Source organism: Rhodococcus sp. 14-2470-1a (assembly GCF_002259425.1).
In the GTDB taxonomy this organism is placed as follows: domain Bacteria; phylum Actinomycetota; class Actinomycetes; order Mycobacteriales; family Mycobacteriaceae; genus Rhodococcoides; species Rhodococcoides fascians_E.
Genome location: NZ_NPFZ01000034.1, coordinates 18,364 through 31,479, shown reverse-complemented (window position 1 = coordinate 31,479; position 13,116 = coordinate 18,364). Strand labels below are relative to the sequence as shown.

At 65.8% G+C, this 13,116-nt stretch carries 12 protein-coding genes; 10 read left to right on the top strand and 2 right to left on the bottom strand.

Translation table 11 applies throughout. The features are described 5' to 3' along the window. Nucleotides 1-3 precede the first annotated feature (3 nt). From CH292_RS24020 to zwf, 5 genes are all read left to right on the top strand, one after another. The gene (locus CH292_RS24020; RefSeq protein ID WP_094655895.1) at nucleotides 4-465 is read left to right on the top strand and encodes a hypothetical protein; all 462 of its coding nucleotides are present in this window, start codon (nucleotides 4-6) and stop codon (nucleotides 463-465) included. A 19-nt stretch (nucleotides 466-484) separates the two neighbouring features. After that, nucleotides 485-934 carry a flavodoxin family protein gene (locus CH292_RS24015; protein WP_037162950.1) on the top strand — a complete coding sequence of 150 codons (450 nt, stop codon included), beginning with the start codon at nucleotides 485-487 and terminating at the stop codon, nucleotides 932-934. 27 nt (nucleotides 935-961) lie between these two features. Beyond that, entirely contained in the window at nucleotides 962-1,873 is a 912-nt protein-coding gene (locus tag CH292_RS24010; protein WP_094655894.1) for an alpha/beta hydrolase, read from the top strand. Nucleotides 1,874-1,907: 34 nt separating this feature from the next. Next, nucleotides 1,908-3,128 carry a winged helix-turn-helix domain-containing protein gene (locus CH292_RS24005; protein WP_094655893.1) on the top strand — a complete coding sequence of 407 codons (1,221 nt, stop codon included), beginning with the start codon at nucleotides 1,908-1,910 and terminating at the stop codon, nucleotides 3,126-3,128. 63 nt (nucleotides 3,129-3,191) lie between these two features. After that, nucleotides 3,192-4,640 (top strand): glucose-6-phosphate dehydrogenase, encoded by a 1,449-nt coding sequence (zwf, locus tag CH292_RS24000; protein ID WP_256978495.1) that lies wholly within the window; start codon nucleotides 3,192-3,194, stop codon nucleotides 4,638-4,640. A gap of 1 nt (nucleotide 4,641) precedes the next feature. Here the strand turns inward: zwf and CH292_RS23995 are convergent, their stop codons facing one another. Further along, nucleotides 4,642-5,103 (bottom strand): toxin-antitoxin system HicB family antitoxin, encoded by a 462-nt coding sequence (locus tag CH292_RS23995; protein ID WP_019664131.1) that lies wholly within the window; start codon nucleotides 5,101-5,103, stop codon nucleotides 4,642-4,644. Between the two features lie 101 nt (nucleotides 5,104-5,204). Here CH292_RS23995 and thyX point away from each other — a divergent pair, with 101 nt between their 5' ends. The 3 genes from thyX to CH292_RS23980 all read left to right on the top strand — a co-directional run bounded on the left by thyX (nucleotide 5,205) and on the right by CH292_RS23980 (nucleotide 8,773). Next, entirely contained in the window at nucleotides 5,205-5,957 is a 753-nt protein-coding gene (gene thyX / locus CH292_RS23990; protein ID WP_026347615.1) for an FAD-dependent thymidylate synthase, read from the top strand. A gap of 72 nt (nucleotides 5,958-6,029) precedes the next feature. After that, on the top strand, nucleotides 6,030-6,938 hold the full coding sequence (gene dapA, locus CH292_RS23985) for a 4-hydroxy-tetrahydrodipicolinate synthase (protein WP_019664129.1): 909 nt from the start codon (nucleotides 6,030-6,032) through the stop codon (nucleotides 6,936-6,938). Next, complete coding sequence (locus tag CH292_RS23980) at nucleotides 6,935-8,773, top strand: ribonuclease J (RefSeq protein ID WP_026347614.1); 1,839 nt, start codon at nucleotides 6,935-6,937, stop codon at nucleotides 8,771-8,773. The genes dapA and CH292_RS23980 overlap by 4 nt, the downstream gene beginning before the upstream one ends. Nucleotides 8,774-8,832: 59 nt before the next feature. On the opposite strand, the gene CH292_RS23975 is transcribed toward CH292_RS23980, so the two are convergent. Beyond that, on the bottom strand, nucleotides 8,833-9,612 hold the full coding sequence (locus CH292_RS23975) for a sulfite exporter TauE/SafE family protein (protein ID WP_094655892.1): 780 nt from the start codon (nucleotides 9,610-9,612) through the stop codon (nucleotides 8,833-8,835). 61 nt (nucleotides 9,613-9,673) lie between these two features. On the opposite strand from CH292_RS23975, the gene CH292_RS23970 reads away from it, so the two are divergent. Next, nucleotides 9,674-10,297: a TIGR03085 family metal-binding protein gene (locus tag CH292_RS23970; RefSeq protein ID WP_026347613.1), complete on the top strand. Its 624-nt coding sequence runs from the start codon at nucleotides 9,674-9,676 to the stop codon at nucleotides 10,295-10,297. Nucleotides 10,298-10,357: 60 nt separating this feature from the next. Further along, complete coding sequence (locus tag CH292_RS23960; protein ID WP_179278064.1) at nucleotides 10,358-13,066, top strand: DNA translocase FtsK; 2,709 nt, start codon at nucleotides 10,358-10,360, stop codon at nucleotides 13,064-13,066. The last annotated feature ends 50 nt before the right edge of the window (nucleotides 13,067-13,116 follow it).

The window sequence follows — 13,116 nt, the reverse complement described above, 5'->3', positions numbered from 1 at the left end:
ACCATGAACAAAGCGACGAAAGTCCTGCTGACCATCGGCGTGATGGTGTTGATTCTCGGGTTCTACTTCTACCTTCTCGGAACCCGCGGAATCTCCCTCGTCCAGACGGGCGGACCGGTCAACATCGGGCTCGGCATCGGAGTGCTCCTCCTCCCGATCATCGGCGTCTGGATCGTCGGGGCCACCCTCAAAGCCGGATTCGACCATCAGCACCTTGCGCAACGCGTCGACGACGAGGGCCTCGAACTGGACGTGACGGACCTGCCGCGCATGCCCTCGGGCAGGATATCCCGGGAGGCAGCGGACGAGCTGTTCCAGACGATCAAGGCCGAATGGGAGAAGGACCCGGACAACTGGCGTAACTCCTACCGACTGGCGAGGGCGTACGACTACGCGGGGGACCGAGGTCGGGCGCGCGAGACCATGAAGCGAGCCGTCGCGCTCGAGCGCCAGGAATCCTCGTGATGACGGCGACCCCGACCTGATGGCAACCCTCCTCGTCGTGCACCACACGCCGTCGCCGCCGACGCGGGAGCTGCTCGAGGCCGTCCTCGCCGGTGCAGCCGACCCTGCCATCGAGGATGTCACCACCCGGGTCGTGCCCGCGTTGGCAGCTACAGTGCCGGATGTTCTCGCAGCCGACGGATTCCTCTTCGGAACACCGGCGAATCTGGGATACATGTCGGGGGCGCTCAAACACTTCTTCGACACCACCTACTACCCGTGCCTGGGCGCAGTTGCCGGTCGGCCCTACGGGCTGTGGGTCCACGGCAACAACGACACGGCCGGTGCCACTTCCGCTGTCGAGAAGATCGCGACCGGATGGAGTCTGGACAAGGTCACGCAACCGCTCCGCATTACCTCGGTGGACAGAACTGCGCGGGAGAAGTGTTACGAACTCGGCGCAACCGTGGCCGCGACTCTGATGAACTGACTGGGTCTTTCGCCTAGTCTGGCACGCGTGACCGGTGACCGATATGCGAGGTTCCTGCCCGAGAAGTATCGGCCGAACGAACAGCCGGTCTCGACGAGATGGCAGTGGCGCGACTCCGACGTTCACATCGTCCGTGCCGGCGACGCGCACGCGCCGCTGAAGGTACTCGCCGTCCACGGCGCGGGCGGACATTCCGGTGCGCTGTGGCCGTTCGCGGCGCTGGCGGCAACCCGGGGAGCGGAAGTGTTGTTTCCCGACATGCCGTTGTACGGCCGCACCGCAGTCCTGGATCCGGGAAGCGTCACGTACGAGGACTGGATCGACATGATGTGCGATCTCGTCCTGGCGGAACGACGACGAGATCCGAGGCCGCTGGTGCTGTTCGGCGCCAGCATGGGCGGCATGCTGGCCTACGAGGTCGCCGCGCGTACCGGCGAGGTCGCCGATGTCGTCGCGACGTGTCTGCTCGACCCGTCCGACCCACAGGCGCGTTCGGCGGCAGCGCGGTTCGGTTTCCTCGGCGGACCGTCACCGGCGCTGCTGAAGCTCGGCGCTCGGCTGTCCCGCCGTACGAGGCTACCGATCCGATGGTTGATCGACATCGACAACATGAGCGCCGATCCGGAGTTGTCGGCGCTGTGCGCATCCGATCCGTTGGGTGGGGGAGTGTCGGTACCCCTCGGCTTTCTGAACAGCTTCTTCTCGTTCGAGCACACGCAGCCGCAGACGTACCGCGGTCCCCGGGTGACACTGGTCCATCCCGCCGAGGATCGGTGGACTCCGCCGGAGATCAGTGTTCGATTCCTCGAGCGCATCGCCGCCGACACGACTCTGGTGTACCTCGACGGGTGCGGGCACTTTCCGATCGAGGAACCAGGCCTGTCGCAGCTCGTGTCGACGATGGAGGACCTCGCCCGGACGCACGGCTGGCGGAGCTGACCGATCTGTCGGACCTTCGTGGCAGGGTGGGGCCATGCGCGAGATGAGTGCCGCGATGGCGAAGCGTACGGCCCTGGCGGCTCAAGGTCTGGCGTCCCCCCATCGTGTGACGGAGCGGGGCGCGTCGTCGAGGGCGGTGCACACGGTCATCGAACGAAATCGGTTACTGCAGATCGATTCGGTGTCCGTGCTCGTCCGTGCCCACTACGCGCCACTGTTCAGTCGGGTCGGAAAGTACGACCGATCGGTGCTCGACGCCGCGGCGTGGACCGACACCGCGCGAAGGCCGCGCAGGCTCGTCGAGTACTGGGCGCACGAGGCCGCCCTGGTGCCGGTCGAGGACTGGCCACTGTTTCGCTGGCGCACCGAGCTGTACGCGCACGGGCGTTGGGGTGGTGCACACACCGTTCTGGAGCGTAATCCGTCTCTGTCGCAGGACATCCTGGATGTCTTGAGAGATGCGGGGCCGTCGAGCGCCGGGGACATCGAGCGAGTCCTCGACTCTCCGCGTCCCGGTCGAAGAGGCCCGTGGTGGGACCGCAGTGACGTGAAAGTGGTCGTCGAGCAACTGTTCGCTGCGGGTGTGGTGTCGGTCGCCACCCGCAGTGGATTCGTCCGGCGGTACGATCTGGTCGAGCGTGTCGTACCCGAACATGTTGCAGCGCAAGTGGTGTCGGAACCCGACGCCGTACGGCAGTTGGTCGCACAGTCGGCGTCGGCGCTCGGAATCGGAACGGAGCCCGATCTCCGTGACTACTATCGCTTGTCTCAGAAGCAGACGAAGGCCGCCATTGTCGATCTCGTCGAGGACGGCACACTGGAACCTGTCGCGGTCCGGGGCTGGGGAGCGGCGGCATACCTCCACGCCGGTGCCAGAACCCCCAGAGCGGCAACAGGATCCGCGCTTCTGTGCCCGTTCGACCCGATGATCTTCTGTCGTCCCCGCGTCGAGCGGATCTTCGATTTCCACTACCGCATCGAGATCTACACACCCCTGCACAAGCGAGTGCACGGGTATTACGTGTTCCCGTTCCTGATGGACGGGGACCTCGTGGCCAGGGTCGACCTGAAGGGCGACCGTGCGGCGTCGCAACTGCAGGTCCTCGGAGCGTTCGTCGAAGGGGACCGCGATCCCGGACCCATCGCCGATCGCCTCGTTCCGCACTTGCGGGAGATGGCCGAATGGCTCGAACTCGAGTCGGTGGTGGTCGGTGAACGCGGGGACCTCGTGGGTGCACTCTCCCGCGCGCTCTGAGACGAGGATCAGCGCTTCGGCCTGCGAGACGGGAGTATCGGTGCCACTATCTTCACTGTGACGATGTCGGCCACCGCGCCCAAGAGTGAACTCCCTCCGCAGGTCGTGGTGCTCTTCGGTGCCACCGGTGATCTGTCCAAACGCAAGTTGCTGTCCGGAATGATGCACCTGGCATTGTCCGATCTCGCCCCGCGCATCCGCGTCGTCGGGACCTCGCTGGAGGAGATGTCCAGCGACGAGTTCCGGCAGATGGCGCTCGAAGCGATCGACGAGTTCTCCAGCCGGAAAGTGTCGGACGAGCAGTGGCGGCAATTCGCCGGAAAACTCAGTTACGTATCCCAGAAGGCGGGACCGGCGGCGCTCGCCGAGGCCGTCGCCCGCGCCGAGATGGAACTCGGACCGGGGACTCGGAAGCTGCACTACCTGTCCGTGCCACCGAAGGCCGCGCTGGCCGTCGTCGAGATGCTCGGCGCGGCAGGATTGGTCAAGGGGTCTCGCATCATCATGGAGAAACCCTTCGGTACCGACCTGGCCAGTGCCATCGAATTGAACGCCACCGTGCACGAGACCTTCGACGAGGACCAGATCTTCCGGATCGATCACTTCCTGGGAAAGGAACCGGCACAGAACATTCTGGCGTTCAGATTCGCGAACGGCTTGTTCGAACCTATCTGGAATCGCAATTTCATCGACCACATCCAGATCGACATCCCGGAGAAGCTGGCGCTCGACGGACGCGCGAACTTCTACGAGTCGACGGGCGCCTTCAAGGACATGGTGGTCACACACCTGTTCCAGGTCCTCGCGTTCATGGCGATGGAACCTCCGACGGCCCTCGAACCACGCGCGATCGGTGAAGAGAAGAACAAGGTGTTCCGGTCGATGAAGCTGCTCGATCCCCGCAAGGTGGTTCGCGGACAGTACGCGGGTTACCTGACCGAACCCGGAGTGTCGCCGGATTCCGACACCGACACCTTCGTCGCGCTGCAGTGCGAGATCGACAACTGGCGTTGGGCCGGAGTGCCGTTCTACCTACGGACGGGCAAACGCATGGCGGAAGGCCAGCGCATCATCTCGATCGCGTTCCGCGAGCCACCGAAAAGTATGTTCCCTGCCGGGTCCGGTGTCGGCGCCCACGGCCCCGACCACCTCACGTTCGACCTGGCCGACGCCTCGAAAGTGTCTTTGTCGTTCTACGGCAAACGCCCGGGCCCCGGCATGCGTCTGGACAAGCTGAGCATGCAGTTCGCGATCGGCGAGACCGAGCGCGTCGGCGACGTACTCGAAGCCTACGAGCGGCTGATACTCGACGCCATGCACGGCGATCACACGCTGTTCACCACGGCCGAAGGGATCGAACGACTGTGGGAGGTGTCCGCGCCGCTGCTCGCGGATCCGCCCCCGGTTCGTCAGTACACACCGGGATCGTGGGGGCCCAACGCAATCCACCAGCTGATCGCACCCAACGCCTGGCGGCTGCCCTTCGAACGGGCGTGGCGCGAACGACCGTGAATCAGAAGGGGCGGTCCTTGCGCATCTGATCACGCAGCGCTCCCTGAACTGCCTGCGAAAGCCACGAGTTGAGCGACACGCCGTTCATCGATGCGGCTTCCTCCGCGCGTTCCTTCACCTGCTCGACCACCCGCAGCGTCACCCGGCGCATCTCGCCGGTGACGTCGTCCATCGTCGGATAGTCCTCGGCGGCGGCGCGATCGTCCGGCGTGCCGGTGTCGGGTGCCACGGTGACATCGGCTACCGCCTGCGTACCGGCGATGCGCACATGCACCGTCGGGCCGTTCAGCTGTGCGGTGACCTCGTCGGCGAAGTCGGACAGTGCTTGCAGCAGCATGAGCCTGGCCGACGCCTGCGCCGCGGATCCGAGTGCCTCGGCGGTCTTCCTGGTGTGTTCGTCGCCGAGCGCTGCCGCGGCAAGTAGATCGGCTCGAAGGGACGAGGTGTACGTGTCGAGTTCCATGACGCCATTGTGGCGTCAGAAATGGTGTCATGCAAGGCGTCAGTGTGACGCATCGATAGAGTTCGGGTGTATCGGTGCAGCTCGAGCAAAGGAAAACCGACGTGTCGAAGACGGTGTCACTGAAGGTGCAGTTGGTCGCGAAGACCGATTTCGTGCCACCGGAGGACATTCCGTGGGAGACCGACGCCGACGGCGGCCAAGCGCTTGCCGAGTTCGCGGGCCGGGCGTGCTACCAGAGCTGGTCCAAGCCCAATCCTCGGACCGCGACCAACGCGTCCTACCTCCGGCACCTGCTCGACGTCGGCCACCTCTCCGTTCTCGAGCACGCGTCGGTGAGCTTCTACATCACCGGGATCTCGCGCTCGTGTACCCACGAGCTGATCCGTCACAGGCACTTCTCCTACTCCCAGCTCTCGCAGAGATTCGTACCCGAGCGTGAGGCCAAGGTGATCGTGCCTCCGGCCATCGACGGTGATCCGGAGCTGGAAGCGCTTTTCCTGGAGGCGACGGAACAGAGCCGGGCAGCATACGTCGAGCTTCTCGGCGCACTCGAACAGAAGTTGGACGGCGTGACCGGCGCCGCTCTACGTGGCAAGCAGGCTCGGCAGGCCGCGCGTTCGGTACTTCCCAACGCCACCGAGACCAAGGTCGTCGTCACCGGTAACTACCGAGCCTGGCGTCACTTCGTGGCGATGCGCGCATCCGAGCACGCCGACGTCGAAATTCGCCGTGTCGCCGTGGAATGCCTGCGGCAACTGACCACCGTCGCACCCGACGTGTTCGGTGACTACGAGATCGCGACGCTGCCCGACGGCTCGGAAGTAGCGCACAGTCCGTTCGTCACCGAGGTGTGATGCCACGCCACGGAAGTGAACTCCCGTCCCACCGGCAGGTAGGGCTCCGCGTACCGGGTAGCCTTTCTGACCATGACATACGGTGATGCCGCTCCTCGAGGACTACCGGCGTTCGGCACGGTGCTCACCGCAATGGTGACGCCGTTCACGGCCGACGGAAAGCTCGATGTCGACGCCGGAGTCCGGTTGGCACACCACCTGGTCGAGCAAGGCCACGACGGCTTGGTTCTGGCCGGCACGACCGGAGAGTCGCCGACCACCACCGAGAACGAGAAGCTCGAACTGATGCGGGCCGTCATCGCCGCGGTGGGCCATCGTGCACGGATCATCGCCGGTGCCGGAAGCAACGACACGGCGCACAGCGTCCAACTGGCTCGCGACGCCGCGCGCGCAGGTGCGCACGGCCTGCTCGTCGTGACGCCGTACTACTCGCGCCCGCCTCAGGCCGGGCTGTACGCCCATTTCACCGCGGTCGCCGACGCGACCGACCTGCCCGTCATGCTGTACGACATTCCACCCCGGTCGGTCGTACCCATCGAGACGGACACGTTGCGTCGCCTGTCCGAGCACCCGAGAATCATCGCGGTGAAGGACGCCAAGGGCGACCTGAACGCGGGCGCGGAGCTCATCGCGACCACCGGCTTGCAGTTCTACTCGGGCGACGACCCGCTCAATCTGCCGTGGCTGTCCGTCGGTGCCACCGGATTCGTCAGCGTCATCGGACATCTCGTTCCCGCACGCCTGCGGGAACTGCACTCCGCGTTCATGGTCGGCGACGTCGCCCGCGCCCGCGCCATCAACGCAAGCCTCATCCCCGTCATTCGATCGGTAGCGCGCCTCGGTGGCGTCACCGCATCCAAGGCCGGGCTGCGCCTCATCGGACTCGACGTCGGTGATCCCAGACTTCCCCAGGTGCCACCGAGCATCGACCAAATCGAATTGCTCGCAGCAGATCTGCGGGCAGCAGGAGTCCTTGTATGAGTAGACCAGCACGTTCACGAGGCCGCGCAACCCGAAGCGCGGGCCCCCCTGCGGAACGGCCGGCGCAGCCTGCCAAATCCGCAGGAAAACCTGTGGTGCAGAATTCCGCGCGCACACAGCGCCCGGACACCCGCCGTGAGGTCGATCCGACCGACCGCCTCGGGACGCCGCCGAAGGCCCCGTTCAAGGGCCTCCGCATCGTCGCCCTCGGCGGAATCGGTGAGATCGGTCGCAACATGACCGTGTTCGAGCATCAGGGCAAACTCCTGATCATCGACTGCGGCGTCCTGTTCCCCGAGGACCAGCAGCCAGGCGTCGACCTGATCCTGCCCGACTTCCGGCACATCGAGAACCGAATGGCCGACGTCGAAGCCGTCGTCCTCACCCACGGCCACGAAGACCACATCGGCGCGGTCCCGTTCCTTCTCCGGTTGCGGCCCGACCTGCCCGTCATCGGCTCCAAGTTCACGTTGGCCCTGGTCGCAGCCAAATGTCGCGAGCACCGCCTGCGCCCGAACCTCGTCGAGGTCATCGAAGGCCAGAAGACCAAGCACGGGCCCTTCGAATGCGAGTACTTCGCCGTCAACCACTCGATTCCCGACGCGCTCGCCATCGCGATCCGCACCGACGCCGGTCTCGCGCTGCACACCGGCGACATCAAGCTCGACCAGCTGCCGCTCGACGGCCGACTCACCGACCTCGCAGGTTTCTCCAGGCTGGGCGACGAGGGCGTCGATCTGTTCCTCGTGGACTCCACGAACGCCGAGGTGCCTGGATTCGTCACGCCCGAGCGTGAGATCGGTGGCGTACTCGACACCGTCATCGGCAAGGCCAAGCAGCGAGTCATCGTCGCGTCGTTCGCGAGCCACGTGCACCGCATCCAGCAGGTCATCGACGTCGCCGAGCGATACAACCGTCGCGTCGCATTCGTCGGTCGGTCGATGGTGCGGAACATGCAGATCGCCCAGGATCTCGGCTACCTGCGGGTGCCCGACGGCCTGGAGGTGAACATCGACACCGCAGCGACGCTCCCCGACGATCGCCTGGTGCTGATCTCCACCGGTTCACAGGGCGAGCCACTGTCGGCATTGTCGCGCATGGCCCGTGGTGAGCACCGTCAGATCAACGTCAAGGCCAATGATCTGGTGGTTCTCGCGTCGTCGCTGATTCCCGGCAACGAAAACTCCGTCTTCGCGGTCGTCAACGGCCTCGCCAAGCGCGGCGCGACCGTCGTGACCCAGCAGAACGCCAAGGTCCACGTTTCGGGCCACGCATCCGCGGGTGAGCTGCTCTACCTCTACAACGCGGTGCGCCCCACCAACGCGATGCCCGTGCACGGCGAATGGCGACACCTGCGCGCCAACGCTGCACTCGCCAAAGCCACCGGTGTCGCCGAGGACCGTGTCGTTCTGGCCGAGGACGGCGTCGTCGTCGACATGGTCGACGGACTGGCCCGCATCGTCGGTCAGGTGCCCGTCGGTCACGTTTACGTCGACGGCCTGTCCGTCGGAGACGTCGGCGATTCGACCCTGTCCGACCGCCTCGTGCTCGGTGAGGGTGGATTCATCGCCATCACCGTGGCCGTCGATTCGACGACCGGCCGTGCCATCACGACTCCCGAGGTGTCCGGTCGCGGCTTCTCCGACGATCCGGCTGCGCTCAAGGAAGCGGCTCAGCTCGTCGAAGCGGAACTGCAGAGACTGGCGTCCGACGGGGTCACCGACACCCACCGCATCGCGCAGGCAGTTCGCCGCGTGGTCGGTCGGTGGGTTGCCGACAAGTACCGTCGCAAGCCGATGATCGTCCCGACCGTCATGGCGGTCGGCCAGAAGTAGCGTCGTACGACACTTCGTACGACCTGCACCGGCGCTTGCTGGTCTGACGCGTGGACGCGTCAGGCCAGCAACCGCCACAGGCCGATGAGGCCGATCACGACGATGGTGATCCGCAGCGCCCACGGGGACAACTTCCGGCCGTAGCGTGCGCCGACGGATCCGCCCACGAGAGATCCAGCTGCAATCAATCCTGCCGCGGCCCAACTGATGTCGTCGAACGCCACGATGGTGTAGGTGACCGCGGCGACGACGTTCACGATGAGCGACAGCAAGTTCTTGGCGGCATTCATGCGCTGCATCGAGTCCGGTAGAAGGACTCCCATGACGCCGATCAGGAGGATGCCCTGCGCTGCGGTGAAGTAGCCGCCGTAGATTCCCACCACGAACGTCCCGATGGTGAGCAGGGTCAGCTTCGTTCGGCTGACGTGGTCCACCGCGACTCCCGCCGCCTCGGAACGCCGTCTGGCCCACCCCTGGATGCTCGGCTGCGCCACCACCAGGACGAGTGCGCCGATCAGCAGAACCGGAACGACAGCGCTGAACACCGACGGGGGCAGGTGAAGCAGCAGCCACGCGCCACCGAGCGCACCGAAGAACGACGCAGGCATCTGCCATCGCATCCGCGACCACTGACCCGCGAGCTCCCGTCGATAGCCCCAGGTACCCGATACGCTCCCTGCGACCAGCCCGATTGCGTTCGACATCGTGGCCACGACGGGCGGGTAACCGAAAGCGACCAGAGTCGGAAACGTGATCAGCGTCCCCGATCCCACCACGGCGTTGATGGCACCTGCGCCGAAGCCGGCAACGAGAATGACGAGAATTTCGGAGATCGGCACCGATCCGAGATTACGGTCCGTGACGGCCGCGCAGGGCAGCGGGCACGTACGGTGGATCGATGTGACCCTTGCACAGCACGAACGCGCAGAACTGGTACTGAGTTTGACGGCAGCGGGTGAGTCCGCGCCGACGCTGTGCGGCGACTGGACGACGCGGGATCTCGCGGCCCATCTCGTCGTCCGCGAGCGGAGGTTGGATGCGGCGCCCGGGATACTCCTGCCGCTGTTCGACTCCTACACGCAGAAGGTTCAGAACGAGGTGGCACGCCGGCCGTTCTCCGAACTCGTGGCGGAGATCGCGGCCGGGCCACCGGTGTGGTCGCCGTTCAAGATCCTGGACCCCCTGGTCAACGTCGGTGAGATGTTCGTTCACCACGAGGATGTCCGGCGCGCCCAGTCCGGATGGTCGCCCAGGTTGCTGTCCGCCGATCTCCAGAATCGTCTGTGGAGGCTCGCGACGGTCGTGGGACGCCTCGCGTATCGGCGGTCGCCGGTAGGCGTGGTGCTCGAGACCCTCGACGGACGCTCGGTCACGGTGAAACGAGGCGGGGGAGAACAGGTCGTGCTGGTGGGTCGGCCGTCGGAGCTGCTGCTTCACGCGTTCGGGCGAAGCGAGGTTCACCTCGACAGGACCGGAAACGCGTCGTCCGTCGAGGCCGTCGAAGGCTTGGATCGAAGTTTCTGACGGGCTGTTACTCGTGTTGCGGATGGTTTCGAAGGGGCCCTTGCGACTAACCTAGGGGCCATGGCAGGAAAGACCAGCACACGGAGTTCGAACGCCGGCAGCGCCGGAGGTTCGTCGACATCGCGTGCTTCGGGGGGATCACGCAAGCCGTCCGGAGGGCGAACCGCACGCACGGTGACCACGCCGAAAAAGCCGACAGCGCCCCGCAAGGCGGCGCCGAGAAACGCAGCGCCACGGAATGCGCCGCCGCGCGGATCGGGATCGAGGCGGCCGCCCAAGAAGAAGTCGGCTGGAGTGATGTCCGCCGTCGGGCGCGGTATGTCGTCCGGGTGGTCGATGGCTGCCCGGGGGGTAGGGGCCACCACCCGTACGGTCAGCAAGGCCAAGGACATCGAGCACGGTCATCGCCGTGACGGACTTGCTCTCGGCTTGATCGCCGTCAGCGTCGTCGTTGCCGCGGCAGTCTGGTTCTCGGCCGGCGGCCCGGTAGGCGAGTGGATCGAGATAGCTGTCCGAGCGATCGTCGGTGACGCCGGATACATCGTGCCGGTTCTCGGTGTCGGCGTGGCCGTACTGCTCATGCGGACCGAACCGAATCCGGACATCCGTCCGCGACTGGTCCTGGGCTCGATCCTGCTGGTTCTCCCGATCCTCGGTCTCTGGCACATGGCGGCGGGGTCGCCGACGGACGCCGAGGGTCGCGCGTCGGGGGCAGGATTCGTCGGGTACGTCGCAGGTGGACCGATCGCCGACGGTCTGACCGTGTGGCTGGCCGTGCCATTGCTGCTGTTGGCCGGTCTGTTCGGCGTGCTGCTTCTGACCGGGACAACCGTGCGGGACGTTCCGGATCGCCTCCGGTCGCTGTTCGGGACCGACAGCCGCGGTGACGAGTACGGCGACTACGACCCGGCCGACTACGGTTCGGAGTTCGGCGACAACGACTACGGCGACGCTCGATACGGGGACTACGACGCGGCGGCCTTCGACGCCGACGGCTACCCCGTGGACAACGCTGCCGGGCATCTCGGTGGAGACCCCTACGGCAACTACCCGACCGAGGAGTACATCCCGGTCAAGAAATCCCGCGCCCGCAAGCCCGCCGCAGAGCAACTGCCGACCGAGGTGATCGAACCGGTCGCGTCGGAACCCGAACTTCCGCTCGAGCCACCGACGGCGCCGACGCCACCGCGGCCCCGGCCCAAGCCCATCGTCAAGGCGGCCGAGCCGAAGCCCGCCGCGGACGAGGACAAGATCGTCGTCGACCGCGTCGTCGACGGCGATTACACGCTGCCGTCGCTGTCACTGCTGATCGACGGCGATCCGCCGAAGACCCGCAGTCAAGCGAACGACGCGATGATCGAGGCCATCTCCGAGGTCCTCGAACAGTTCAAGATCGACGCAGCCGTCACCGGATTCACTCGCGGTCCGACGGTGACGCGCTACGAAGTCGAGCTGGGACCGGGCGTCAAGGTCGAGAAGATCACGGCCCTTCACCGCAACATCGCGTACGCAGTCGCGACGGACAACGTCCGACTCCTCGCCCCGATCCCCGGCAAGTCCGCCGTCGGTATCGAGGTGCCCAACTCCGACCGCGAGATGGTGCGACTCGCCGACGTGCTCACCGCTCCGTCGACCCGCAAGGACCACCATCCTCTGGTGATCGGCCTCGGCAAGGACATTGAAGGCGATTTCGTCAGCGCGAACCTGGCGAAGATGCCGCACCTGTTGGTCGCGGGTTCGACGGGTTCCGGTAAGTCGAGCTTCGTGAACTCGATGCTCGTGTCGTTGCTGGCGCGAGCCACGCCCGACGAGGTTCGGATGATTCTGATCGACCCGAAGATGGTCGAGTTGACGCCGTACGAGGGCATTCCGCACCTCATCACCCCGATCATCACGCAACCCAAGAAGGCCGCGGCAGCCTTGGCGTGGTTGGTCGAGGAAATGGAACAGCGCTACCAGGACATGCAGGTCAACAAGGTGCGCCACGTCGACGACTTCAACAAGAAGGTGCGTTCGGGCGAGATCACCGCACCGCTGGGAAGCGAGCGGGTGTACCGCCCGTACCCGTACATCCTCGCGATCGTCGACGAACTGGCCGACCTGATGATGACGGCGCCCCGCGATGTGGAGGACGCGATCGTCCGCATCACCCAGAAGGCGCGTGCTGCCGGCATCCACCTGGTGCTGGCCACGCAGAGGCCGTCGGTGGACGTCGTGACGGGTCTGATCAAGACCAACGTGCCGTCACGTCTGGCGTTCGCGACGTCGTCGTTGACCGACTCGCGGGTCATCCTCGATCAGGCGGGTGCGGAAAAGCTCATCGGCATGGGCGACGCGTTGTTCCTGCCCATGGGTGCCGGCAAGCCGACCCGGCTGCAGGGAGCGTTCATCACCGACGAGGAGATCTCGGCCGTCGTCGACTTCGCCAAGAACCAGGCGGAGCCCGAGTACAACGAGACGGTCACCGCGGCCAAGGCGTCGGACAAGAAGGACGTCGACCCGGATATCGGCGACGATCTCGACGTGTTGCTGCAGGCAGTCGAGCTGGTGGTCACCAGCCAGTTCGGGTCGACATCGATGCTGCAGCGCAAGCTCCGCGTCGGATTCGCCAAAGCGGGACGGTTGATGGACCTCATGGAGAATCGTGGCGTCGTCGGGCCGAGCGAAGGCTCCAAGGCCCGCGAGGTGTTGATCAAGCCCGACGAGCTCGACGGCTTGCTGTGGTCGATCAGGGGCGGCGACCCGGACGACGCACCGGCAGAGGACTGACGGCGCGTCACCGGGTGCCGAGCACGCGGAGCGTGCGGGTCCTGACGCAG

Excerpts from the sequence above, each read along its gene's own strand:
- CH292_RS24020 (WP_094655895.1), top strand. The coding sequence starts at position 4 with ATGAACAAAGCGACGAAAGTCCTGCTGACCATCGGCGTGATGGTGTTG.
- CH292_RS24015 (WP_037162950.1), top strand. The coding sequence starts at position 485 with ATGGCAACCCTCCTCGTCGTGCACCACACGCCGTCGCCGCCGACGCGG.
- CH292_RS24005 (WP_094655893.1), top strand. The coding sequence starts at position 1,908 with ATGCGCGAGATGAGTGCCGCGATGGCGAAGCGTACGGCCCTGGCGGCT.
- zwf (WP_256978495.1), top strand. The coding sequence starts at position 3,192 with ATGTCGGCCACCGCGCCCAAGAGTGAACTCCCTCCGCAGGTCGTGGTG.
- CH292_RS23995 (WP_019664131.1), bottom strand. The coding sequence starts at position 5,103 with ATGGAACTCGACACGTACACCTCGTCCCTTCGAGCCGATCTACTTGCC.
- dapA (WP_019664129.1), top strand. The coding sequence starts at position 6,030 with ATGACATACGGTGATGCCGCTCCTCGAGGACTACCGGCGTTCGGCACG.
- CH292_RS23980 (WP_026347614.1), top strand. The coding sequence starts at position 6,935 with ATGAGTAGACCAGCACGTTCACGAGGCCGCGCAACCCGAAGCGCGGGC.
- CH292_RS23960 (WP_179278064.1), top strand. The coding sequence starts at position 10,358 with ATGGCAGGAAAGACCAGCACACGGAGTTCGAACGCCGGCAGCGCCGGA.